Source organism: Rhizobium sp. SSA_523, assembly GCF_030435705.1.
Taxonomy (GTDB): Bacteria; Pseudomonadota; Alphaproteobacteria; order Rhizobiales; family Rhizobiaceae; genus Neorhizobium.
On record NZ_CP129382.1, the window covers coordinates 3,125,741 to 3,148,929 of the forward strand.

21 protein-coding genes are annotated in these 23,189 nt (G+C 62.3%); 7 read left to right on the plus strand and 14 right to left on the minus strand.

All coding sequences use genetic code 11. From position 1 onward, the window contains the following. The first annotated feature begins 1 nt into the window (after window position 1). The 6 genes from QTJ18_RS23115 (at window position 2) to QTJ18_RS23140 (ending at window position 8,318) form a co-directional block, all read left to right on the plus strand. Window positions 2–1,090, plus strand: a complete 1,089-nt coding sequence (locus QTJ18_RS23115; RefSeq protein ID WP_252753488.1) for an ABC transporter ATP-binding protein — start codon at window positions 2–4, stop codon at window positions 1,088–1,090. Between the two features lie 59 nt (window positions 1,091–1,149). Further along, window positions 1,150–3,582 carry a beta-mannosidase gene (locus QTJ18_RS23120; RefSeq protein ID WP_252753487.1) on the plus strand — a complete coding sequence of 811 codons (2,433 nt, stop codon included), beginning with the start codon at window positions 1,150–1,152 and terminating at the stop codon, window positions 3,580–3,582. 45 nt (window positions 3,583–3,627) lie between these two features. After that, window positions 3,628–4,389, plus strand: a complete 762-nt coding sequence (locus QTJ18_RS23125; protein WP_252753486.1) for a sugar phosphate isomerase/epimerase family protein — start codon at window positions 3,628–3,630, stop codon at window positions 4,387–4,389. 25 nt (window positions 4,390–4,414) lie between these two features. Continuing rightward, on the plus strand, window positions 4,415–5,548 hold the full coding sequence (locus tag QTJ18_RS23130; protein ID WP_252753485.1) for a Gfo/Idh/MocA family protein: 1,134 nt from the start codon (window positions 4,415–4,417) through the stop codon (window positions 5,546–5,548). A gap of 71 nt (window positions 5,549–5,619) precedes the next feature. Continuing rightward, entirely contained in the window at window positions 5,620–7,230 is a 1,611-nt protein-coding gene (locus QTJ18_RS23135; RefSeq protein WP_252753484.1) for a glycoside hydrolase family 43 protein, read from the plus strand. A 119-nt stretch (window positions 7,231–7,349) separates the two neighbouring features. Beyond that, on the plus strand, window positions 7,350–8,318 hold the full coding sequence (locus tag QTJ18_RS23140; protein ID WP_252753483.1) for a hypothetical protein: 969 nt from the start codon (window positions 7,350–7,352) through the stop codon (window positions 8,316–8,318). 46 nt (window positions 8,319–8,364) lie between these two features. On the opposite strand, the gene QTJ18_RS23145 is transcribed toward QTJ18_RS23140, so the two are convergent. Further along, a complete protein-coding gene (locus QTJ18_RS23145) occupies window positions 8,365–8,964 on the minus strand; it encodes a TetR/AcrR family transcriptional regulator (RefSeq protein WP_252753482.1) in 600 nt (199 codons plus the stop codon). A gap of 163 nt (window positions 8,965–9,127) precedes the next feature. Between QTJ18_RS23145 and QTJ18_RS23150 the strand changes: the two genes are divergently transcribed. Then, complete coding sequence (locus tag QTJ18_RS23150; protein ID WP_252753481.1) at window positions 9,128–9,529, plus strand: RidA family protein; 402 nt, start codon at window positions 9,128–9,130, stop codon at window positions 9,527–9,529. Between the two features lie 121 nt (window positions 9,530–9,650). Here QTJ18_RS23150 and guaA read toward each other — a convergent pair whose 3' ends face one another. The 13 genes from guaA to QTJ18_RS23215 form a co-directional block, all read right to left on the minus strand. Next, window positions 9,651–11,243, minus strand: coding sequence for a glutamine-hydrolyzing GMP synthase (guaA, locus tag QTJ18_RS23155; protein WP_252753480.1), 1,593 nt, complete (start codon window positions 11,241–11,243; stop codon window positions 9,651–9,653). 40 nt (window positions 11,244–11,283) lie between these two features. Further along, window positions 11,284–11,922, minus strand: a complete 639-nt coding sequence (locus QTJ18_RS23160) for a 5'-methylthioadenosine/S-adenosylhomocysteine nucleosidase (RefSeq protein WP_252753479.1) — start codon at window positions 11,920–11,922, stop codon at window positions 11,284–11,286. Further along, the gene (locus QTJ18_RS23165) at window positions 11,919–12,368 is read right to left on the minus strand and encodes a PaaI family thioesterase (protein WP_252753478.1); all 450 of its coding nucleotides are present in this window, start codon (window positions 12,366–12,368) and stop codon (window positions 11,919–11,921) included. The genes QTJ18_RS23160 and QTJ18_RS23165 overlap by 4 nt, the downstream gene beginning before the upstream one ends. 109 nt (window positions 12,369–12,477) lie before the next feature. Continuing rightward, window positions 12,478–12,930, minus strand: a complete 453-nt coding sequence (locus tag QTJ18_RS23170) for a TspO/MBR family protein (protein WP_252753477.1) — start codon at window positions 12,928–12,930, stop codon at window positions 12,478–12,480. Window positions 12,931–13,072: 142 nt separating this feature from the next. Further along, window positions 13,073–14,152, minus strand: a complete 1,080-nt coding sequence (locus tag QTJ18_RS23175) for a DUF1513 domain-containing protein (protein WP_252753476.1) — start codon at window positions 14,150–14,152, stop codon at window positions 13,073–13,075. A gap of 8 nt (window positions 14,153–14,160) precedes the next feature. Then, a complete protein-coding gene (locus QTJ18_RS23180; protein WP_489667226.1) occupies window positions 14,161–15,279 on the minus strand; it encodes an imelysin family protein in 1,119 nt (372 codons plus the stop codon). Next, window positions 15,279–16,808, minus strand: a complete 1,530-nt coding sequence (locus QTJ18_RS23185; protein WP_252753474.1) for a di-heme oxidoreductase family protein — start codon at window positions 16,806–16,808, stop codon at window positions 15,279–15,281. The genes QTJ18_RS23180 and QTJ18_RS23185 overlap by 1 nt, the downstream gene beginning before the upstream one ends. A 48-nt stretch (window positions 16,809–16,856) precedes the next feature. Next, the gene (locus QTJ18_RS23190) at window positions 16,857–18,131 is read right to left on the minus strand and encodes an imelysin family protein (RefSeq protein WP_252753473.1); all 1,275 of its coding nucleotides are present in this window, start codon (window positions 18,129–18,131) and stop codon (window positions 16,857–16,859) included. A 128-nt stretch (window positions 18,132–18,259) separates the two neighbouring features. Further along, window positions 18,260–19,540, minus strand: coding sequence for an RsmB/NOP family class I SAM-dependent RNA methyltransferase (locus QTJ18_RS23195; RefSeq protein ID WP_252753472.1), 1,281 nt, complete (start codon window positions 19,538–19,540; stop codon window positions 18,260–18,262). A 107-nt stretch (window positions 19,541–19,647) separates the two neighbouring features. Beyond that, a complete protein-coding gene (locus QTJ18_RS23200; RefSeq protein ID WP_252753686.1) occupies window positions 19,648–19,953 on the minus strand; it encodes a septal ring lytic transglycosylase RlpA family protein in 306 nt (101 codons plus the stop codon). A gap of 404 nt (window positions 19,954–20,357) precedes the next feature. Further along, a complete protein-coding gene (locus QTJ18_RS23205) occupies window positions 20,358–21,287 on the minus strand; it encodes an SDR family oxidoreductase (protein ID WP_252753685.1) in 930 nt (309 codons plus the stop codon). Beyond that, window positions 21,287–22,471, minus strand: coding sequence for a tRNA epoxyqueuosine(34) reductase QueG (gene queG / locus QTJ18_RS23210; protein WP_252753471.1), 1,185 nt, complete (start codon window positions 22,469–22,471; stop codon window positions 21,287–21,289). The genes QTJ18_RS23205 and queG overlap by 1 nt, the downstream gene beginning before the upstream one ends. Beyond that, window positions 22,452–23,144 (minus strand): glutathione S-transferase family protein, encoded by a 693-nt coding sequence (locus QTJ18_RS23215; RefSeq protein WP_252753470.1) that lies wholly within the window; start codon window positions 23,142–23,144, stop codon window positions 22,452–22,454. Before QTJ18_RS23215 ends, queG begins: the two co-directional genes overlap by 20 nt. Window positions 23,145–23,189 lie beyond the last annotated feature (45 nt).

Here is a 23,189-nt window from a genome sequence, read left to right on the forward strand (position 1 = left end):
CATGGCCGATAGTGTTTCCATTCGCGATCTCTCCCTCTCCTTCGGATCGGTGACCGTTCTCAAGGATCTCAACCTCGATATCCGCGACGGTGAATTCCTGGTGCTTCTCGGCTCGTCCGGCTGCGGAAAATCCACTTTGCTGAACTGCATTGCCGGGCTTCTCGAGCCGACGGACGGGCAGATCTTCATCAAGGATCGCAATGTCACCTGGGAAGAGCCGAAAGACCGAGGCATTGGCATGGTCTTCCAGTCCTATGCGCTGTATCCGCAGATGACCGTGGAAAAGAACCTCTCCTTCGGCCTGGCCGTCGCCAAGATGCCGAAGCCCGATATCGACAAGCGTGTCGCACGGGCCGCCGAGATCCTGCAGATCGGCCCGCTTCTGAAGCGCAAGCCAGCCGAACTCTCCGGCGGCCAGCGCCAGCGCGTCGCGATCGGCCGCGCTCTGGTGCGCGATGTCGATGTCTTCCTTTTCGATGAGCCGCTCTCCAATCTGGATGCCAAGCTGCGCTCCGAACTGCGCGTCGAGATCAAGCGGCTCCACCAGTCGCTGAAAAACACCATGATCTATGTGACGCATGACCAGATCGAGGCGCTGACCCTGGCAGACCGCATCGCCATCATGAAGAGCGGCGTGATCCAGCAGCTCGATGATCCCATCGTCATCTACAATCGCCCGAAAAACCTGTTCGTCGCGGGCTTTATCGGTTCACCCTCGATGAATTTCCTGAAGGGCGAGATCGTCGAGGCAAGCGGCCGGCCGATCTTCCGCACCCACGGCGTCGACTTCTCGCTGGACGGCTATGAGGCCTCGCAGCCGCTGAAGGCCGGGCGGCGCGTGGTTTTAGGCGTGCGGCCGGAGCACATTTCGATCGATACGGAAGGCGCGGCCGCCGAAGTGCATGAGGCCGTTGTCGATATTGAGGAACCGATGGGCGCCGACAATCTTCTCTGGCTGAACCACGCCAATCATCTGATGTCGGTCCGGATTGGCGGAGCCAGGCGCTATGCCCCCGGAAGCCGGGTGCGGATGACCTTCGACATGCGCATGGCATCGCTCTTCGACGCGGAAACGGAAGACCGGATCTGATGACGGCTTTGCGCGACAAACGGCACCTTGCCACAGGGGCCGGCGAACAGGAGTAATCCATGACACGTCTCGATCTTGCCGGCACATGGCGGCTTTCCTCGGCCGATGGGGAAATTCAGGCGCTGATGCCAATCCCCGGCGATGTTCACACGGCGCTGAAGAATGCCGGTTTCGTGCCCGATCCCTATGTCGGGCGCAACGAAATCGACCTGCAATGGGTGGCCGAACAGGACTGGGAGATCGAGCAGGTCTTCACGCTCCCATCGACGGAAGGCAGCTGGTATCTCGACATCACCGATCTGGATACCGTGGCCACCGTCACGCTGAATAGTGTCGTGGTTCTGGAAGCGGATAATTGCTTTCGCCGCTTTCGCCCCGATGTCGGCTCCGCCCTTCGCGAGGGCGAGAACCGCATGTCCATCCGCTTTCATTCCAGCATTCGGGAAGGTGCGGCGCGGCAGGCAAAGCAGCCCTTCTACATTCCTTACCAGACAGCCAATTCACCCATTGCCAACGGCAATATGCTGCGCAAGCCGCAATGCCATTTCGGCTGGGACTGGAATATTGCTCTTGCACCGCTCGGGCTCTACGGCACCATAGCGCTTCGGAAGCTGGAGACCGCGCGCGTCGAGCATGTGACGATCACCCAGAGCCATGGCGAGAGCGGTGTGGATGTGGCGGTCACCGTCTCTCTGTTTGCCGATGCCGTGGGCGGCCTGCCGCTCATCCTGACGCTTGGCGATGAAGAGGTGCGGCTGGATGTCGGGGTGCGGCCCGGGGAAGTCTCCGTCCATCATGTCTTTCACATCGACGCGCCACGCCTCTGGTGGCCATCGGGCAGCGGCGAACAGGCGCTTTACACGCTTGTGGTGGAGACGCCGTCTGAAACCGTGACGCGCAGGATCGGCCTGCGCAAGGCCGAATTGCTGACCGATCCGGACGATGCCGGCAGCCGCTTCGCTTTCCGCATCAACGGATCGGAAATCTTCTGCCGCGGCGCGAACTGGATACCGGCCGACGCCCTGTTCTCGCTGACCAGCCCCGACAAGACGCGGGATCTTCTCCAGTCCGCTATCGATGCGAATATGAACATGATCCGCATCTGGGGCGGGGGCTTTTACGAGGCGGACTGGTTCTACGATCTCTGCGACGAAATGGGTCTGATGGTCTGGCAGGACTTCCAGTTCTCCTGCAATCTTTATCCCTCGACACCGGATTTCCTCGCCAATGTTACGGCGGAAGTCGATTACCAGGTTCGCCGGCTGATCACGCATCCCTCGATCATCCTGTGGTGCGGCGATAACGAGCTTGTCGGTGCCCTGACATGGTTCAAGGAATCGGTCGACAATCGCGACCGTTACCTCGTGTCCTATGACAGGCTCAACCGGACGATCGAGCAGACGCTCCTGAAGGCGGCGCCCGATGCGCTGTGGTGGCCCTCCAGCCCGGCCACCGGCTACATGGATTACGGGGATGCCTGGCATGCCGACGGCTCCGGCGACATGCACTACTGGTCGGTCTGGCACGAGAACAAGCCTTTCGAGGATTATCGCAGCGTGCGTCCGCGCTTCTGCTCCGAATTCGGCTTCCAGTCCTATACATCGCTGCCTGTCATCCGAACCTATGCCGGCGATAGCGACCTGAACATCGCCTCGCCCGTGATGGAACTGCACCAGAAGAATGTCGGCGGCAACGAACGTATCGCGGCAACCATGTTCCGCTATTTCCGCTTTCCGGAGGGATTTGCGAATTTTGTCTATCTGAGCCAGGTGCAGCAGGCGCTCGCCATCAGGACGGCGGTGGATTACTGGCGCTCCCTGAAGCCGCATTGCATGGGCACGCTGTACTGGCAGTTGAACGACACCTGGCCGGTCGCCTCCTGGTCCAGTCTGGACTATGGTGGCGGTTGGAAACTTCTGCATTACTTGGCCCGACGCTTCTTCCAGCCAGTGGCGGTTGCCGCCATTCCCTCGCAGGATGGGACGCGGATCGACCTCTCCCTCGTCAATGACACGCCGTCCGACGTCACGGTGACGCTGAACCTGTCACTGCTGGCGCTGAACGGGGAAAAGCGGCCGCTGCGCAGCCTCGATGTCACCTGCAGCCCGGATGCCGCAATCGTGGCAGCCACGGTTAATACGGCCGACATCCCTGCAGATTGCCTGCTCTCCTGGAATTTTACGGCAAGCAACGGAATGGGCGGCGACGGCCATCATGTCGTCGGGACCTACAAGGCGCTGGATCTTCAGCCGGCGGGCCTGGCCCTTGATGTGAGGCCGGCGCCGACCGGCGGCTATGACGTCACGGTCCAGGCGGGCGGGCTGGGTCTCTACATCATGGTGGAAAGCACTGTTGCCGGCCGCTTTTCAGACAATGGCTTCGATCTTTCGGCGGGTGAGAGCCGCCGCATCACCTTTCTTCCGTCTTCCGAAAGCGAAGGCGAACCTGTGTTCCGCATCTACGACCTTCAGTCCTGCGCCTCTGCAGGCTGACATTTCACGACCGCGAAGAGGGCCGCGACGGCCCGGGAGGATCCTATGACTGAACTCGGTTTCCAGCTTTACAGCGCGCGCAATTTTCCGCCTCTGTCGGATGTGCTGGAGCGTCTGTCCAAGGCCGGCTACACGCATGTGGAAGGCTATGGCGGGATCTATGCCGGCATGGACGACGAGGCGCTGAGCGGCCTGAGACGGGATCTGGACAGATCCGGCCTGACGATGCCGACGGGCCATTTCGGTCTCGACATGCTGGAGCGGGAGCCGGATCGCGCCATGGCAATTGCCAGAACGCTGGGCATGGAAGCGATTTACTGCCCTTACCTTCTGCCCGACCAGCGGCCGGCCGATGCGGCCTCCTGGCGTGCCTTCGGGCAACGCCTGGCAGAGGCAGGCAAGCGCTTTCAGGATGCAGGCCTGGTATTCGGCTGGCACAATCATGATTTCGAATTCCTCAGCCTCGGCGACGGCACCACGCCGCAGGAGCATATTCTCGAGGGCGGGCCTGATCTTGCCTGGGAGGCCGACATTGCCTGGATCATCCGCGGCAAGGCGGATCCCTTTGCCTGGATCGATCGCTACGGCAGCCGCATCCGTGCCGTCCATGTCAAGGATATCGCGCCGGCCGGCGACAATGCCGATGAGGATGGCTGGGCGGATGTGGGACACGGCACGGTGCCGTGGAAGGCCCTGATGGAGGCGCTTCGTGCAAGTTCGGCCAAGCACTTCATTGTCGAACATGACAATCCGAAGGATCTTGATCGCCTGATCACGCGCTCCTTCGCCGCATTCTCCACCTATTGAACCTTGTAATCATCCGGAGCGCCAAATGGCCAAGGAACTCGGCGTCGGCATCATTGGATGCGGCAATATCTCCACCACCTATCTCTCGCTGGCACCCCTGTTCCGGGGCATCAAAATGCTGGCCTGCGCGGACGTGAATCCCAATGCCGCGCAATTGCGCGCTGAAGAATATGGCGTGACGGCACAAAGCATCGACGATCTTCTGTCCAATGACGAGCTGGACGTCATCGTCAATCTGACCGTTCCTGCGGCCCATTTCGCCGTGTCCAAGGCCATTCTGGAGGCCGGCAAGCACGTCTACTCGGAAAAGCCGCTGGTTCTTTCGCTCGAAGAGGGCGAAGCCCTGCGGTCTCTTGCCAAGGAGAAGACGCTTGCCATCGGCTGCGCACCGGACACGTTCCTCGGCGGCGCGCATCAGTTGGCGCGCAAATATATCGACGAGGGCGGGATCGGGCGCATCACCTCCGGAACCTGCCATGTGATGAGCCCCGGAATGGAAATGTGGCATCCCAATCCGGGCTTCTTCTTCCTGGCGGGAGGAGGACCGATCCTCGATCTCGGTCCCTATTACATCGCCAATCTGATCAATCTTATCGGTCCGGTCAAGCGCGTGGCCGCCCTGACCTCCATGGCCAATACCAGCCGGACCGTGACGAGCCAGCCGCTGGCCGGTACCGTCATTCCTGTCGAAACGCCGACCAATATCCATGCGCTTCTGGAATTCGTCAGTGGCGCTACGATTACGCTGTCCGCAAGCTGGGATGTTTGGTCACACAGACATAACAATATGGAATTATACGGCACCGAGGGGTCGATTTTCGTGCCTGATCCAAATTTCTTCGGCGGAACGGTTGAAGCATCCGGCAAAAACAAGGATATTCAGCCGCTGGAGGAGTGGGATCATCCGTTCGGCAAGCCTAACCAGGAAAGTCCGCAAGGGCCGCGTGCGAATTATCGCACGGCCGGCCTGGCGGATATGGCCATGGCTTTGATTTCGGGTCGCGATCCGCGTTGCTCCCTCGACCGCACTCTGCACGGAATCGACGTGATGACGAGCATACTCAAGTCCGGTCAAGATGGGTGCTTCGTGGACCTCGCCACGACCTGCACCCAACCGGCGGCGCTGGGTGTCGATGAGGCGCTAGCACTGCTGCGTTGAGAGTGGGGAGCCGGTCGTGCCTTTCGGGAGAGGCGCGGCCGGCTTTTTTCGTTCCTCTTGCGGAGGCCATCATGATCAGAAATCCCATCCTGCCGGGCTTCAACCCGGACCCGTCCATCTGCCGTGTCGACGAGGACTACTATATCGCGACCTCCACCTTCGAATGGTATCCCGGCGTGCAGATCCATCACTCGCGCGATCTGGTGAACTGGACGCTCGTGCGCCGGCCGCTGGAACGCGCCAGCCAGCTCGACATGCGCGGCAATCCGGACAGTTGCGGCATCTGGGCGCCGTGCCTTTCCTTTTCGGACAGCCTGTTCTGGCTGGTCTATACGGACGTCAAACGTTTCGACGGCAGCTTCAAGGATGCGCATAATTACATCGTCACCGCCCCCAGCATCGAGGCGGAATGGTCGGAGCCGATCTATGTCAATTCGTCCGGCTTCGATCCGTCGCTGTTTCATGACGATGACGGGCGCAAATGGTTCCTGAACATGCAGTGGAACCACCGCACCGAAAGCTATGGCGGCGCGCCCAGGCATCCCGCCTTCGACGGGATCCTGCTGCAGGAATGGGATGCGGGGACGCAGCGGCTCGTCGGCCCTGTCCGCAATATCTTTGCCGGCAGCCCTCTGGGCCTGGTGGAGGGACCGCATCTCTTCAAGCGCAAGGGTTACTATTATCTGACAACAGCCGAAGGCGGCACGGGCTATGACCACGCCGTGACCATGGCGCGGTCGCGCGACATCGTCGGGCCCTACGAGTTGCATCCCAATATCTATCTCATCACATCCAAGGACGATCCGCAGGCGAAACTGCAGCGGGCCGGACATGGCCAATATGTGGAAACACCGGAAGGACGGCCTTACCACACGCATCTGTGCGGCCGGCCGCTCCCGCCGCATCGGCGCTGCACGCTCGGCCGGGAGACGGCGTTGCAGGAATGCGCCTGGCATGACGACGATTGGCTGTATCTTGCCGGCGGCGGCATGGTTCCGCAGGTGGAGGTTGAGGCGCCGGGGACCGCAAACCTGCCGGAGCCGCCGGGACCTGTCGATTATCGCTTCGATGCCTGTCGCCTGCCGTCCGATTTCCAATGGCTGCGCACGCCGGAGCCCGATCGGATCTTTTCGCTTCAGCAACGTCCGGGGCATTTGCGCCTCATCGGACGCGAGAGCATTGGCTCCTGGTTCGAGCAGTCGCTGGTGGCACGCCGGCAGGAGCATCATCGCTTTCGTGCGGAAACCACGCTGGACTTCGAGCCCGCCACCTATCAGCAGGCCGCTGGTCTTACCCATTATTACAACCGGCACAAACTCCATGCGCTGATGGTCAGCATTCACGAAAAGCTCGGCCGGGTCTTGACCATCTTCTCCTGCCCCGGCGATTTCCCGCATGCCCGCCTGCAATTCCCGATCGAGAGCGGGATTGCGCTTCCGGAGGGGCCGGTCCATCTGGCGCTCGAAGTGCATGATAATGAGCTGCAGTTCTTCTGGCGCCATCGCGAGGATCTGCCGTGGCAGGCCATTGGTCCTGTCCTGGACGCCGGCGTCATCTCCGATGAAGGGGGGCGTGGAGAGCATGGATCCTTCACCGGTGCCTTTGTCGGCATGGTGGCCTTCGACATCACCGGGGGCGGATGCCCGGCGGATTTCGCGCATTTCGCCTATCGGCCGCTGTGAGCGGCAAACATAGGGGAGGCGGGGCTGAACCATGCCCCGCCGCGCCTGACCAGCCGCGCCGGCTCGAAGGGTGCTGCTGCATGAATCCCATTCGCAATCGGCGCGTTTTGCAGTAGCCTGTGCGCCAGCCAGCCGGCGTTGAAGACGATCGGGCGGGGCGGGCGGGGGCGCACATGGTCGACGGCGGCAGGAAACATCTCGTTGCGGTGCGGGCGGGCGACGCCTCCCTGCATAGAGCCTGGCTCGACCAGCCTAATCACCAAAGGTCCTTCGATCTCCTCGCCAGCTATTATTCGGCTGCCGCCTTTGAACGGCACAGGCCGGAGGAGGGCGTAACTGCCGTTTTCGTCAAGGGCGGGAAATGGGACGGGCTGCATCAGAGCTTTGCAATCACCGGGATCGATCTCGACCGCTATGATTATGTCTGGCTGCCGGATGACGATATTGCAACAGATGGGGCCAGCATCGAACAGATCTTTGCGCTGTCGCGCGCTTACGATCTGGCGCTGAGCCAGCCGGCTCTTACCCGCGATAGCTATTTCAGCTATTTCCCGCTCCTGCAGTGCAGCGCTTTTCGGCTGCGCTACACCAATCTCGTGGAGATCATGGTGCCCTGCCTCAATCGCGAGCTCCTGCGATGCGCGCTGCCGCTGTTTGCCGATACCATGACAGGCTTCGGAATGGATTATGTCTGGTGCCGCTGGCGCGAATGCGGCCCGTTTCGCAGTGCCATACTCGACGCGGTGGCCGTGCGCCATACCCGGCCCGTGGGACTGCATCTGAAATCGGTTGCGGCACGTGCCGGGCGCAACGAAGAAGCGGATCTCCAGACGCGGTTCCAGCTCGACTGCCGTACCATCCCGATCACCTATGCGGGCGTAACGCGCGATGGCGCATTGGTGAAAGGCCGCTACCGTATCGCCTTCGCCATGCTGTCCTCCTGGCTCGCCGATGCAGGCGAGTTCGCCGATCCGGCCGTGGCCCGCGGCCTTGCCTGGCAGGCCTTTCGCCGACAATTCGTGAAGCCGCTCAAACTCTCGGCGCTGGAACGGCCCTTGTGCGGGGTGGAGCGGCAGAAGGAGGGTTGAGGTTCGGGCAGGGATGCAGCTTGCCGGCTCAAGCTTAAGCTCAAGCTCAATCTGAAGCGCGGTCGGCCAGCAGACCAGCCGCCAGCAGCCGGAAGGTTTCGGTCGCCTTCGGCAAGGCTGCGCGTGGATCATCGCTCGCTGCGACCCATAAAGCAGCATTCAGCGCTGCACCGCTCAGCAAACGCGCCGCCGCATCCACGTCCACCGGTTTCAGGATCCGGGCGGAGACGAGGCTGGCGATCTTCTCCCTGGTCTCCTGCAGGCAGGCATTCTGGCTCGGCCATTGCGAGGGATCGCCGAGAAAGGCCGGTCCGTCGAGCAGAACGATCCGCTGCACCTCCGGATCGAGCGCCATTTCAATATAGGCATCGGTTTCGAGCATCAGCGCGCTCCAGTCATCCTCGCCACGCGCACCCGCCTTTTTCGCACGCGCCGCCATCTCACCGTCGACCTCGGCAACGACGGCGGCAAACAGACCCTTCTTATCGCCAAAATTGTGATAGAGGGCCCCGCGGGTGAGGCCCGCCTCGGCGGTCAACTCATCCATCGACGCTGCGGAAAACCCGTGAGCCGCAAAGGCCCGGCGGGCTGCCGAGAGCAGGCGCATCCGGTTTTCCGCCATCGTCTCGTCGCGCTTCTTGCCCATTCAAATCTCCCAATCGCGCATACGCGGCGTATGTGAATTGACATACGGTGTGTATGTGATAATTCTACATACGCGCCGTATCTTAGCGCGCCGCGCCGGAAACGTCCATATGTCCGGCCGCGAGATTGCGGGATGGGCCCGCGCAGAACAAGGATTTCCAATCATGACAAACCGTCAAGCCATCTTCCCGAAGGGGCGCAGTGCCCTTTATGAACAGCATGAATATTCGGCTGCAATCCGCTCCGGCGATCTGCTTTTCGTGTCTGGCCAGGTCGGCAGCCGCGCGGACGGCTCACCCGAGCCGGAATTCGAGGCCCAGATGCGCCTTGCCTTTGCCAATCTGGAGGCGACGCTGGCCGCCGCCGGATGCTCATTCGATGATATTGTGGATGTTACCTCGTTCCACACCGACCCTGAGCGGCAGTTCGAGACATTCCTCAAGGTCAAAAGCGAGGTCTTTCCGAAGGCTCCCTATCCGAACTGGACGGCTATCGGCGTAAACTGGCTGGCCGGCTTCGATTTCGAGATCAAGGTGATCGCCAGGGTGCCGAACACAGCCACCTGAGCATAGGGGGTCCTGAAAGGCAGGAAGGACATCGGCCCGTCCTGCACGTATCAGTTCGGCAAGGATCAGGCGGTGGCTGAATCACCGCCTGGCAGACCCGGCGCCCGGCATCCTCAGGACTTCATTCCCACTCGATGGTGCCGGGCGGCTTGGACGTGATGTCGTAGGTCACCCGGTTGATGCCTTCGACCTCATTGATGATGCGCGTTGCCGTTTCGCCCAGGAAATCATGGGTGAAGGGATAATAATCGGCAGTCATGCCGTCGACCGATGTGACGGCGCGGAGCGCACAGGCAAAATCATAGGTGCGGCCATCGCCCATCACGCCGACCGTGCGAACCGGCAGGATCGCCACGAAAGCCTGCCAGATCTCGTCATAAAGGCCGTGCTTGCGGATCTGGTCGATATAGACCGCATCGGCCTTGCGCAGGATTGCAAGCTTCTCCCGCGTGATCTCGCCCGGGCAGCGGATCGCCAGGCCGGGGCCGGGGAAAGGATGACGGCCAATGAATGTGGCGGGTAGGCCGAGTTCGCGGCCGAGCGCACGCACCTCGTCCTTGAACAATTCCCGCAACGGCTCCACCAGCTTCAAGCCCATCTTGTCCGGCAGGCCGCCGACATTGTGATGGCTCTTGATCGTCACCGAAGGACCACCGGAGAAGGACACGCTTTCGATCACGTCGGGATAAAGCGTCCCCTGGGCCAGAAATTCGGCGCCGTCAATCGTGTTGGCATGTTTCTGGAACACGTCGATGAACAGCCTGCCGATCGTCTTGCGCTTGACTTCCGGGTCGCTCACGCCCTCCAGCGCGTCGAGGAACAGGTCCTGCTCGTCGGCATGGATGAGCGGGATGTTATAGTGGTCACGGAACATGGTGACCACTTCCTCCGCTTCTCCCTGACGCAGCAGCCCGTGATCGACGAAGACGCAGGTCAGCTGTTCGCCGATCGCTTCATGAATGAGAACGGCGGCCACCGAGCTGTCGACACCGCCGGAAAGGCCGCAGATGACCCGCTTATCGCCCACCTGGGCGCGAATTTTCGCGATCGCCTCGGCACGATAGGCGCCCATGGTCCAGTCGCCCTTGAAGCCGGCCATGCGCACGAAGTTCTCGTAAAGCGTCTTGCCATGCGGCGTGTGATGCACTTCAGGATGGAACTGCACCGCGAAGAAGCGACGTTCGGCATCGGCGGTAATGGCGAAAGGCGCGTTGGGCGATGTCCCGTAGACATCGAAACCCGGCGCGATCCGGCTGACATGATCGCCATGGCTCATCCAGACCTGTTCGCGGCCGTCCGTGAACCAGCCATCCAGGAAAGGCAGCGTTTTATCCGAGGGTGTCACGAAAGCACGGCCGAATTCCGCCGTGCCGCCGCCACCGGAAATCTTGCCGCCATCCACCTGGCCGCCAAGATCCTGCATCATCACCTGCTGGCCATAGCAGATGCCGAGGATTGGAACCCCCAGCGCATAGACGGATTGCGGCGGACGCGGCGAGCCGGGACGCGTGACCGAATCCGGACCGCCGGAGAAGATCACGGCTTTCGGCTTGAACTCTGCCAGAAAGGCATCGGTCACGTTCTGATAGGGATGGATCTCGCAATAGACATTCAACTCTCGCAGGCGCCGGGCGATGAGCTGGGTCACCTGAGAGCCGAAGTCGATGATGAGAAGGCGGTCGTGCTGGGCTGCCGGGAGTGTTTCTTGGGTCATGGCGAGCCTTTAATGAACAAACACCATTTTGGCAACTGCGTCAGAGGCGCAAATCGCCGCTGAGAAGGGCATTGCCGAGCCGGTCGGTGGCCTCCGCCAGCCGTTCATCGATGATGTGGAGATAGGCGGTCCAGTCGCCGATGTGACGCAGCGCCGCCTTGCCGTCGGAGACGCCGCGCAGGCCGATCAGCGGAAGGCGGAAGCCTTCGCAGGCGCGCCAGATGGCAAAGGTTTCCATATCGACGAGATCGGCATCGATCGCGTCATAGGCCTCGCCGGAGACGATGTTCGCGCCGGTCGACAGGGTGGCGGTGCCGATGCCGGGGATGCGATGCGGCAGGGCAACCACGGCGGGATGATCCAGAAAGGGCGTGCGCCCCTTTTCGAAGCCGAGCGGCGAGGCATCCATGTCGCGATAGGAGATTGCCGAGACCTGGTAGACCGCGGCCTGCTCCAGCCGCCGCGAGCCGGCCGAGCCGAGACTGACGACAAGATCCGGAAGCGTTTGATCGGCGTCGAGCCGTGCCAGAGCGCGGGTGAGCGAGACGGCCGCTTCCACCGGACCGACGCCGGTCATCAAGGGTGTAAAGCGGCGACGCAGGTGCACCCCGTATTCGGCTTCCGCAGCCATGACGAAAAGCAGGGTCTTCCCCGCGACCTGTTCAAGCCCGAAGCTCATCCGGTGACATCCTCTCGGCCACGGATGACCATCATGCTGCCGGTCATGGATGCGATCAGCTTCGCCGGTCCATCGCTCAACGCATAGGCCCGCCCGTCGGCGACGATGATGGTGGAGCCCGGCTTGGTGATCTCGCCGCGAAACAGGAAACGTTCGCCGCGGCCGGGCGAAAGAAGGTTGATCTTGAACTCGATGGTAAGGATGGACGCCTCCGGCGCGATCACGGTATAGGCGGCATAGCCGCATGCGCTATCAAGCGCTGCCGAAATGATGCCGGCATGCAAAAAACCGTGCTGCTGGGTCAACTTCGCATCGAAGGGCATTTCGATTTCGACCATGGCCTGCTCGACCCGCATCAGCTCGGCGCCAATGGTGCGCATGGCCGCCTGACGGTCGAAACTGCGCCTTACCCGCTCGCGGAAATCACCTGCATCAATCGCATCCATGCCCGCCATCCTTTCGCGGGTGCGAAACTGGCATGGCTCGGGCGCGCCCGCAAGAGCGCATAGAGGGTCCGATCCGGCAGAGGATCGGTCCGGATGTGCCGGAACATCGTCAGTTCAAAAGGAAGAGCGAGAGATTGAGAAGCGTCGCAAAGGCTACCCAGGCCAGATAGGGCAGGAAGAGTAGCGCGCTTAGTCGATCCGGCGCCCAGCTCATGCGGATGAAGGCAATGATGGAGAGGAGCAGCGGGATGATGACGATCAGGCCGAGAATGGTGCTTTCGGCACCGAAAAAGGCGGGGCTCCACAGAAAGTTCAGCGCCATCTGGCCGAACCAGAGCTGCATATTGGCCGATCCCGCCGCCCGCAGCCAGGTGCGGGCTCCCGAAAGGCCGATCAGGACATAGAGGGTTGTCCAGACCGGGCCGAAAATCCAGTTGGGCGGATTGAAGAAGGGCTTGTTGAGCGACTGGTACCAGTCGCCGGGAACATTGGCGACACCGATGAGGGCGCCGAGACCGACAACCACCACGACGAACAGCAGATAGATCAGGATCTTCTTCATGCTGCCGATCTAAGCAGACTTGCATTGGCCTGCCAACGCTTCATCCGCTCAGTTTATCGTCTTGATGCAGGTTCTGGTCGGAAAACCGTGGGACACTTTTCCGGAACCTGCGCAAGGGCAGTCGGTCTGGCCCGGCCAGAAGTCAGCCGATCCGGATGAGGTGCTGGTCGAAGGCCAGGTCCGACTGCGTCTGGCACAGGCGGCCGGTATAGGAGGAGACGGCGAGGCCGGTTGGAGACGCAGCCACGCCCGCGGCCTCCGGGATGGCCTCTTCGGCAAGCACCCGCCCGCTTGCGGCATCGATGATGACCGCCGCCCCGCCGATGGGCGAGGTCAGCCCCACCAGTTTCTCCTCCCGATTGATCGCAATTGCGCCGACATAATTTGCCAGCCGCTGCGTGGTCTCCTGCGGCAGGTCCAGGAAGGTCAGGTCCTCCCCGGGCGCGAAGAACCCCGCCAGCGGCGGAAGCGCATTGCGAGCGCCCTCCCACTGGCAGGCAAACCAGACGCGATTGCTGGCGTCGAGTGCCAGATGGCGCGTGGAGAGCCGGCTGAGACCCGTCGGCAGCGTGTGGCGCTGGACGAGGCTGCCGTCGCGCGCATCGAGAATGGCCAGGCTCGGTTCCATGCGGTCGAGATTGAGCTTGGTGCGGCCGAAATCGGGATGCGTCTCGATCCCGCCATTGGCGATGATGAGAAGCGTGCCGTCGTCGGAGGCGATCATGTCATGCGTGCCCATGCCGCAGGCATCGAACTCACCGATCCGCTGAAATCCATTTGTCGCATCGTAAAGGCCGATGACGCCGCGCCGGGCGTCGAAATCATTCTCGCTGGCATAGAGGATTCGGCCATCGGGCGAGAAATGGCCATGACCGTAGAAATGGCGGCCCTCCGGCGCATGAATGACAACGGGCTCGGCCTGTCCTGCCGGATCGAAGATCATCGCAAATGTGCCGGGCCGACGGGCAAATGCCACGCCGCGGCCGGTGGTCCGGCAATAGGCAAGCCCATGGGCGCGGGACGGAAGGTCGATGCGGTCGATCACCTCGCCACGCACGCTGACGGTGGCCAGGCCGAACTCGCCGTTTGGCGCGCGAAAGCCGGCGGCATAGACGGCCTCCGCCCGCTCGAGCGCCTGCAACTGCCGTGGCAGGAGCGTTGCAAGGAAGCCGAGGCCGGCGGCCTTGGCGAAGCTGCGTCTATCGATCAGGCTGCTCTTCATGGCCCCGCTCAATCGCCGTCGGAGAAGGAAAATCCGGCACCGAGCCCCAACCCGCTTCCCAACTGGTCGTTCAGCCGCAGGATCAGGTCCCGGCTGTTCAGCAGGAGGAAATCCAGCTTCTGGCGCTGGAGGGGGTCGCTGACGGCCACCTCGACATCCGGCTCCATGTCTCTGGCGACCCGGATCAGCGAGCGCAACACGAACTGGATGGAGGCCACGATGGATTGCTGGTCGTCGTTGAGAAGATCGCGGATCTCGGATCTGTCCAGAAGCGTGCGGATCCCCTCCAGATTGGCGGCCAGCATCTTGAAGGTCAGGCCGGAGCGCCAGAAGAGCGCCTGCTTGGGAAAGGTGGAATTGTCTTCCCCCTTGTAGAAGGTCTCGATGCGCTGGTCACGCGCGGCTTCCGCCGAATGCACGAGAAGACCAAGAACCGCGGTCACCGCTTCGCCGGGCGTGCGGAACACCCGGCTGTCGGCTCCCGGCTCCTTCCAATCCTTCTGAATGCCTGCCGGATCGTCCCAGATCTGGGAGAGTTCGGTCGCCACTCTCTGAATGCTTCCGGCAACCGCCAGGCCGTAGCGGCACCTGAAACCATCGACCTCGTCGACCAGCGCGTCCGACCCGGTGCCGTGGAGCACGAATTCGAGAGCGCCGAGCCCCTGCATCGCGACGCTCTTGCGTGCCAGTTGCACCGGCGAGGTGGCATCCTCATCCGGCGTCGTCAGCAGGCCCTGCACCTGTCGCAGCCCGGTGCTCTTGCGATCCGGGTAGAACAGGACGCGCTCGAACCGGTTGTCCTCGATGACGGGTCCAATGCGGACGATCTCGATATGGCCCCAGTCCAGCGCCGCGGCTTCGAAGGCTGCGCGGCCGGCCGCAAGCGTTTCGGCGGAAGGCTCCGCGCATAATTGGCGCATGGCATCGGTGAGCCGGCTGCTTGAGGTGGAAAAGCTGCGATAGCCGGGGCGGATGACCTCATCCACGACCTTGTCCATCAGGCGTCTGGTCTCGTCCAGGGTAATGGGCTTGGGCGGCGAGAGATTGGCATCCTGGGCCTGCGGGCTCGCCGGACCAAAAAGGGTGGAAAGGGCTGTCAGCACCAAAGCGGAGGCAAGCTTGCGCATCATAGAGACTCCAGAAAGGCCATCAACGCCGCGCGGTCCTCCGGCGGCGATGCGGCGAAGGCATTGCGGGCCGCCTCGGCCTCCCCACCGTGCCACAGAACGGCTTCGGTGAGGTTGCGGGCCCGCCCATCATGCAGGAAGAACGTGTGACCATTGCCATGGCTGGTCAGGCCTATACCCCAGAGCGGCGGCGTGCGCCACTCCTGGCCATTGGCACTCCCGACTGACTGGCCATCTGCCAGACCTTGGCCCATGTCGTGCAGCAGAAAATCGGAATAGGGCCAGATCAGCTGGAAGGACTGCGCCTGATCGTCCGCATCGCGCCGCGTGACGAATTTAGGCACATGGCAGCTGGCGCAACCGAGAGAGTAGAACAGGTTTTTGCCGGCAAGCACGTGAGGCTCCGAAACATTGCGGCGGGCCGGCACCGCAAGGTTCTTCGAGTAGAAGGTGACCAGATCCATGACAGTGTCGGGCGCCTCGCTGTCTCCGAGCCTCTCCTGGACACCATTTGCCAGTGAACGGCAATCATGCTCGGTCTTGCTGCAGTCACCATAGGGGTCGGGCCGATCGGGCGTCGAGAGGCCCATATCGCCGGAAAAGGCCGCCGCGACCTGATCGCGCACGGAGGCGTTCTGCGCCTTGAAGCCGAAGCGGCCAAGCGCCAGGTCTCCGGTTCGATGGTCCCGGGTGAGGGCGGCGCGGCCGGAAATGCCGTCGCCATTGCGGTCATCCGGATCGGCCAGGGCCAGAATATCCGCCTCCGCTATGGCCTCGATCAGCCCCATGCCAAGCATGGGCGGCGCTATCCGCGGCGATAGGGTCGTATCCGGCTCCAGCGGCCCATAGGCAAGCTCAGCCACGCGGTAGTCCGGCTTGCGCAGCGACAAAGTGGTGCCGTCCGCCAGGACGACCGGGACCTCGGCATAGGTGATCACCATCTCACCTTCGGCGGCGAGGCCTGGCACTGCGAGATCCTGCAATTGCTCGCCGTAGGTGGCATCGGGGAAATTCAGGACCTCGTGGCGGGACAGGCTTGCCTGTTCGTCGGGCGTGCGCGCCGGGCGGGCAAGCCTCAGAAACATCGATATCCTGTCTTTACCGCCTTCGGGCGGATGGCCGCGCCCATCCATGATATGGCAGCTCTGGCAGGCGCGCGCATTGTAGAGGGGGCCGAGCCCGTCGGAGGCCTGCGTGGAAGAGGGCGCGGCCACCCAGAGCTTGGTGAACAGCGCGTTGCCGAGCTTGAACCGCTCCTCCTCCGCGAAACTCAGATTGGCGGAGAAATGGGAAAAGGCATTGCCATTGGCTGCCGCGGTGGATGTGGCGGCGCCGCCGGACATGGCCTCGAAGGCTTCCGGCTTGGTGAAATCCTGCGTCGGCCGCGTCACCGCCGCAACGCGAGCGCGGTCGTGTTCCGGCAGATCGCTCCGTCGCAGGGGGAGCGTCTCACCGCCCAGGGCCGGCACAAGCAGACCGGCACCGGCCAGGGCGCAGAGGAGGAGCATGGCAAGCGGATGAGTTCGCATTGTCGCCGCCAGGCCGCCCGGCATGCCGGACGGCGCTCTCCCTCGCTCTTACTGGAACACTGCGTTCGGGTTGTCGAGGCTGTCGGAGCCCTCCAGCTTGATCGTGCCGAGATCGAGGGAGGCAATGACGCGCTCGATCGACTTGGTCTGGTCGATCAGTCCATCGATAGCGGCCTGGACAATGGCATTGCCCTGCGTATTGCCTTCACCGATCATCTGGTCATAGGCCTCGCCCGTCTTGGCCCGCTCGGCCATGGCATTCATGGCCGCCAGCGTCTTGGCCAGTTTCTCCGTCATTTCCGTGTCGAGCGCCGGATCCTTCGCCTTCACAAGCTCGGACAGCGAGGGGCCGCTCATCTTGGTGCCATCGACGCGCGTGTAGGTGCCGTTATAGGCGGAGGCAATGCCGATCGCATCATTCAGGTGCGAAGCATGCGTATTGTCGGAAAAGCAATCATGCTCCTCTTCGGGATCATGCAGCAGCAGGCCGAGCTTCATGCGTTCGCCCGCCAGTTCGCCATAGGACAGGGAGCCCATTCCGGTCAGGATCGCGGTGATGCCGGCCTTGGGATCTGCCGAGACGGTTTTGGTGGCATCGCCATCCGGCGCCCAGGCCGTCACCATGTCCTGCAGGTCCTGAACCAGAAGCGTACTGGCGGCTTTCAGGTATTCGGCGCGTCGGTCGCAATTGCCATGCGTGCAATTGGCCTTGTCGTAATCGGTATAGGGGCGCTCGCCGGCGCCGGGACCGGTTCCATGCAGATCCTGTCCCCAGAGCAGGAATTCGATGGCATGATAGCCGGTGGCGACATTGGCTTCCACTTCGCCGGCCTCGTGCAGGCTGCGCAGCAGATCCGGCGTGATCTTGGTGGCGTCGATCGCTTCGCCGTTCACCGTGAGCTTCGGATTGGCGATGACATTGGCGGTGTAATAGGCATTGCTGTCGCTCTCGGTGCCATAGGCGGGATCGACATAATCGACGAGGCCCTCATCCAGCGGCCAGGCATTCACCTTGCCCTCCCACTCGTCGACGATCGGATTGCCGAAGCGATAGACCTCCGTCTGCTGGTAGGGCACGCGCGCCGCAATCCAGGCCTCGCGGGCTGCACGCAGCGTCTCCTGGGAAGGCTTGGCGATCAGCGCATCCACCGCCTTGTCCAGAGCTTTGGCGGTGATCAGAGAGTCTTCATATTTCGCATGCGCCAGATCGGCATAATGCTTGAGGACGGCTGCCGGCTCTGCGGCGCTCGCCGGCGTGACGGCAAAGGCTGCGGATGCGGCAAGAATGCCGATGGCGGCGCTGACAATCGTTCTGCGGATCATGACCCCTCCTAAACAGATTGGAACCCGATAGGCAGGTGTCATGCAGCATTCGATTTCTAGTGTCAAACGATCTAGTTTAGAATGACTAGAAGCCCGGCCAGTAGAGCTGGCGTTCTACTGTCCTGCGCTCAAGTGTCGCGCCGCATCCTGCAGATGAAGAAGCCGTCCGTGCCGGTCGATGCCGGCGTCAGCGTCAGCATCGTTGATTGGCGATCATAGGGCTTCAGGCTCGCTTCGCCGAACAGGCTGTTCCAGCTGGCGAGACTATCGATCGGCTGGAATTGCGGATTGGCCTGGCAGAACCGGTCGATCTGCGAGGCGTTTTCCTGCGGCAGGACAGAACAGGTGACGTAGACCAGCTGACCCCCCGGCCGCACGTAGCGTGCGGCGGCGTCCAGCGCCTCGTGCTGCTGCTGCAGCCGCTCCTCGATGTTCTTTTCCGTCAGCCGCCATTTCGTATCGGGACGGCGGCGCCAGGTGCCGGTGCCGGTGCAGGGCGCATCGACCAGGACCGCATCGAGCCGGCCTTCGAAGGCTTCAAGATCGCGCGCATCGTCATGGACCTGCACATTGCGGGTGCCGGCCCGGCGCAGTCTCTCGATGATCGGAGCCAGCCTCTTGCGGTCTGCGTCATAGGCGTGAACCTGGCCCTTGTTGTTCATCTGGGCTGAAAGCGCCAGCGTCTTGCCGCCACCGCCGGCGCAGTAATCCAGCACCTGTTGACCTTCGCCCGGCTGCACGAGTTCGGCAACGATCTGCGAGCCCTCGTCCTGCACCTCGAACCAGCCCTTCTGGAAGGATAGTTCCGCTGTGACATTCGGCAGGCGGGAGGGGCCGTCGCCGGACGCAATGCGCACACCCTTGCTGGCCAGTCTGGTCGCTACCGCACCGGATCGGTCGAGGGCCTTCAGCACCTTGTCGCGCGATGCCTTCAGCGTATTGACGCGCAGATCGAGCGTCGGCCGCCCGGCCATGGCCTGCGCCTCGCGCAGCCAGTTCTCGCCGAACGCATCTTGGAAGGCCCCGACCAGCCAGTCGGGAATATCCCCCTGAACATGCAGCGGCGCATCGGCCAGCTTTCGGGTGGCCAGAGGCGTCAGATCCGGACATTCCGGCGCGAACTTGTCATCGGATAATTCTGTGGCGAGACGCTCGGTCGTAAAGCCCCACTGGCGGAGCAGAACGGCGTAGACGAGGGCAGTCTCGCTATCGCTGTCCATCATGAAGCCATGCGACAGTCGCATCCGCAGGGCATCATAGACGATATTGCCGATGGCGGCCCGGTCGCCCGAGCCGGCGAAACGATGGGCAAGCCCCCAATCCTTCAGGGCATCGGCAACCGGCCTGCGGCGTGTCTCGATATCTGCCAGCACTTCGACGGCTGCTGCCATTCGTCCGCCTAGTCGCATTGCCCGTCTCCTTGCTGTGTCAGGCGGCGTTTAGCCCTGATCGGCGGCAAGGGCAAGCCAAAGCCCAGGCCGACACCAAAGCCCGAGCCGGGCGGCGGGTCTCTCTTTTAGCCGAGGACTTCGTAGCAGACCTGCGCGGTGCCGGAGCTGACCATGCCGATATCCTTCGCGGCGGCCTTGGAAAGATCGAGAACCCGGCCGCGGATGAACGGGCCGCGATCATTGACGCGCACCACGACGCTCTTGCCGTTGCGCTTGTTGGTGACTTTGAGTTTCGTGCCGAAGCGCAGCGACTTGTGGGCCGCCGTCATCTTCGACGGGTTCATCCGTTCTCCGGACGCTGTCTTGGAGTGCAGCGCATACCAGGATGCGTGACCACAACCTGGTGCGGCATTGGCAGCCTGTGTTCCCATCAGTGTGACGGATGCGATGGCGACGGCGGTGAAAAGCGAGCGTGTTGTGAAGTTCAAAATCCCGTTGTCCCTTTGTAAAGCCCTAAACTTGCTTGCGGCGGGCTTAAGCAGGGCCAAAAACGGCGGAAACGTGGACTCCGCGATCACGCAATATTTCAGTCTGAAACATTCGTGATAGAAAGCCGGCTAATGATAGGAGGCGATGGAGTTGGAAAAAGTTTATAAGAATCAGGCTGCAAGTGGAACGCTGTTCCGCCTCTGTCCCAGCCTGCTCGAAGTTCACGAAACGCCGCGAATTATTTTTATTCGCTTAGGCAAGTTTTCGCCCTAATGGCGCGAATTTTGGCGCTTCTGCCTCAGGAATGAAGAAAGTGTAACCCGCGATATGCCATAAAATGGAAATTTCACCCTGAGGAAAGAGTGGTTTTCGCACCTTCCACCGATGCCTCATGCACTGTTTCGCTGGCTTCCCAGCGCCCGTCCTGCCAGAGCTGACGGAGAGACATTCCGTAGTCCGGGTACAGAAACTTAAACCCAAGATTGCAGATCTTGGCATTCGAGACGCGCTTGTTTTCGCCGTAGAAGGAGCGTGCCATGGGCGTCAGCTCCGCCGTTTCGAAAGCCTGCTCTGGCGGAGGATCGATGCCCATCAGCTGCGCAGCCAGGCTCACGACATCCTGCGGCGGGGCCGGTTCGCTATCGGTCACATTGAAGATCCCGCCAAGCGAGCGCTCCATCAGAAAAAGGCAGGCGCGACCGATATCTTCCACGCGGATACGGTTGAACACCTGCCCCGGCTTGACCAGCCGCCGCGCGCTGCCCTTGGACAGGGCGATGAAACCGTTGCGCCCGGGCCCGTAAATGCCGGATAGACGTAAGATAGAAAGCGGAATTCCGGCGCTTTCGGCAAGCGCCTGCCAGGTCAGTTCCGCATCCATCCGCTCCAGTGACCGCGTCGAGACGGGCCTGCAGGGCGTCTCCTCATCCACCCAGGCACCTGCGTGATCACCATAGACGCCGACCGTGGAGAGGTAGCCGATCCATTCCAGGCGCGGGAAGAGCGGCCGCAGATCACCGGAGAGAAGGTTTACCAGACGGTCGCCCTCGGCGCCCGGCGCGATCGACTGGACGAGATGGGTCACCTGCGCCAGATGGGCGCGCAAGTCCTCGGACAGGGACGATCCATCGAAGAGGAACGGCTGCATGCCGGCCGCGCGCAGGAGGGGCATCTTCTCGGCGCTGCGCGTCGTGCCGGCAACCGCCGCGCCGGCCTTCAACGCTTCCGCGGCGATGCACTGGCCCGAATAACCGGCACCGAAGATCATCATGCGCATCATGCCTGCTCCGTCATCTGCCACTCCGCCCTGACCTCCGGCTCGCCGTCCTGCGCATGCGTGGCGCGCAAAATGGCAAAGGCCTCCGGTTCCATCAGGCGCGACAGCGCCCAGACGGCCATGGCACGCACGGTCGGCGAGGGATCGCGCAGAAGGGTGAGGCAAGGCTCGATCAATGCGCTTCGGCCGGAATTGCCTGCCGCGATCAGTACATTGCGCACGAAACGGTCGCGCCCGATCCGTTTGACGGGCGACCCGCTGAACAGGCTGCGGAAGCTGCTGTCGTCGAGGGTGAGCAAGGTTTCGATCCGGGGCTCCTTCAGGTCTTCGCGTGCCTTCAGTTTCATCTCCGACGCTTCCGCCGCGAATTTGTTCCACGGACAGGCGGCCAGGCAATCATCGCAGCCATAGATGCGATTGCCGATCAGCGGTCGCAATTGCGGATCGATGGGCCCTTTGTGTTCAATGGTCAGATAGGAGATGCAGCGCCGGGCATCGATCTGATAGGGCGCAGGAAAGGCATTTGTCGGACAGGCGTCCAGACAGGCCCGGCAGGAGCCGCAATGGTCGCGCTCCGGCGCATCGATCTCCAGTTCGGCAGTGGTGAACAGGCTGCCGAGAAAGAGCCAGGACCCATGCATGCGCGATACGAGATTGGTATGCTTGCCCTGCCAGCCAAGACCAGCGGCCTCTGCGAGCGGCTTTTCCATCACCGGCGCCGTATCGACGAAGACCTTCACGTCTTCCGCCGCGCGCGCCGCAAAGCGGGTAGCGATCTCCTTCAGCCGTCCCTTGATCACGTCGTGATAATCGCGGTTGCGGGCATAAACGGAGATGGCGGCGCGATCCGGTTTGTCCAGCACCGCGCGCGGATCCTCGTCCGGCCCGTAATTCATGCCGAACATGACGATGGAGCGGACCTCGCTCCACAAGACGCGCGGATCGGCGCGACGCGCCTGCGTCTCTTCCATCCAGCTCATTGTGCCGTGGCGCCCGGCCTCGACAAAGGCGGCCAGCCGGGCCGGAGCCTGCGGTGCCCGATCCGGAAGCGTGATGCGACAGAGATCAAAGCCCTGCGCCGCCGCCTCGGCGCGCAGAAAGGCCGTCAGCTTTCGCCGGCGTTCGATATCCTTCGGTGATACCGACGCAGCGGGGCTGTCATGATCAGAAGTCGAGATCCGCATAATGAGATACCGGCGTAATGCCGCGAATACGTTCTGCCAGGAGCGGACGGAACGAAGGCCGCGATTTCAGCCTCTGATACCATTCCTTCGCAACCGGTGTCTCCTGCCAATCGATTTCGCCGAGATAATCCAGCACCGAGATGGACGCGGCCGCCGCAAGATCGGCATAACTCAGGCGGTCGCCGGCGAGCCAGGTGCGGGAGCCGGCAAGCCAGGCGAGATATTTCATGTGCTGGCGGATATTGGCGCGCGCCGTCCTCAGGACCTTGCTGTCAGGTGCGCCGCCGCCTTGCGACGGCGTCATCTGCAGCTTGTAGACCCGCTCCCGCGTCAAGGGCTTCGTCACATCCTGTTCGAGCTTCTGCAGGAACCATTCCGTCAGGCGGCGGATCTCAGCGCGCTGGAAGGGGTCCTCGGCAAACAGACGACGCTCCCGCTTCAGCACGCCATGCGTCTCGTCCAGGAATTCCAGAAGAACGCTCGGCCCGCACAGGACCCGCATATTGTCGTCGACATAGACGGGCAGCGAGCCGGCCGGATTAAGCGTCAGAAATTCGCGGCGCTTCTCCCAGGGCTGCTCCTCGACGAAATCCGTCTGAAAACCGTATTCCGCCAAGATCAGCCGGACGAAGCGGGAGGCAGAGGACATGGGATGATGATAAAGCGTGGGCATCGATACTCGAAAATGACGAATGTTGTGGTAAGCCTGAGGCGGTCG

Bases quoted from the DNA above. Each gene is read 5' to 3' on its own strand.
- QTJ18_RS23115 (WP_252753488.1), top strand. From the start codon at position 2: ATGGCCGATAGTGTTTCCATTCGCGATCTCTCCCTCTCCTTCGGATCG.
- QTJ18_RS23120 (WP_252753487.1), top strand. From the start codon at position 1,150: ATGACACGTCTCGATCTTGCCGGCACATGGCGGCTTTCCTCGGCCGAT.
- QTJ18_RS23125 (WP_252753486.1), top strand. From the start codon at position 3,628: ATGACTGAACTCGGTTTCCAGCTTTACAGCGCGCGCAATTTTCCGCCT.
- QTJ18_RS23130 (WP_252753485.1), top strand. From the start codon at position 4,415: ATGGCCAAGGAACTCGGCGTCGGCATCATTGGATGCGGCAATATCTCC.
- QTJ18_RS23135 (WP_252753484.1), top strand. From the start codon at position 5,620: ATGATCAGAAATCCCATCCTGCCGGGCTTCAACCCGGACCCGTCCATC.
- QTJ18_RS23145 (WP_252753482.1), bottom strand. From the start codon at position 8,964: ATGGGCAAGAAGCGCGACGAGACGATGGCGGAAAACCGGATGCGCCTG.
- QTJ18_RS23150 (WP_252753481.1), top strand. From the start codon at position 9,128: ATGACAAACCGTCAAGCCATCTTCCCGAAGGGGCGCAGTGCCCTTTAT.
- guaA (WP_252753480.1), bottom strand. From the start codon at position 11,243: ATGACCCAAGAAACACTCCCGGCAGCCCAGCACGACCGCCTTCTCATC.
- QTJ18_RS23160 (WP_252753479.1), bottom strand. From the start codon at position 11,922: ATGAGCTTCGGGCTTGAACAGGTCGCGGGGAAGACCCTGCTTTTCGTC.
- QTJ18_RS23165 (WP_252753478.1), bottom strand. From the start codon at position 12,368: ATGGATGCGATTGATGCAGGTGATTTCCGCGAGCGGGTAAGGCGCAGT.
- QTJ18_RS23170 (WP_252753477.1), bottom strand. From the start codon at position 12,930: ATGAAGAAGATCCTGATCTATCTGCTGTTCGTCGTGGTGGTTGTCGGT.
- QTJ18_RS23175 (WP_252753476.1), bottom strand. From the start codon at position 14,152: ATGAAGAGCAGCCTGATCGATAGACGCAGCTTCGCCAAGGCCGCCGGC.
- QTJ18_RS23180 (WP_489667226.1), bottom strand. From the start codon at position 15,279: ATGCGCAAGCTTGCCTCCGCTTTGGTGCTGACAGCCCTTTCCACCCTT.
- QTJ18_RS23185 (WP_252753474.1), bottom strand. From the start codon at position 16,808: ATGCGAACTCATCCGCTTGCCATGCTCCTCCTCTGCGCCCTGGCCGGT.
- QTJ18_RS23190 (WP_252753473.1), bottom strand. From the start codon at position 18,131: ATGATCCGCAGAACGATTGTCAGCGCCGCCATCGGCATTCTTGCCGCA.
- QTJ18_RS23195 (WP_252753472.1), bottom strand. From the start codon at position 19,540: ATGCGACTAGGCGGACGAATGGCAGCAGCCGTCGAAGTGCTGGCAGAT.
- QTJ18_RS23200 (WP_252753686.1), bottom strand. From the start codon at position 19,953: ATGGGAACACAGGCTGCCAATGCCGCACCAGGTTGTGGTCACGCATCC.
- QTJ18_RS23205 (WP_252753685.1), bottom strand. From the start codon at position 21,287: ATGCGCATGATGATCTTCGGTGCCGGTTATTCGGGCCAGTGCATCGCC.
- queG (WP_252753471.1), bottom strand. From the start codon at position 22,471: ATGCGGATCTCGACTTCTGATCATGACAGCCCCGCTGCGTCGGTATCA.
- QTJ18_RS23215 (WP_252753470.1), bottom strand. From the start codon at position 23,144: ATGCCCACGCTTTATCATCATCCCATGTCCTCTGCCTCCCGCTTCGTC.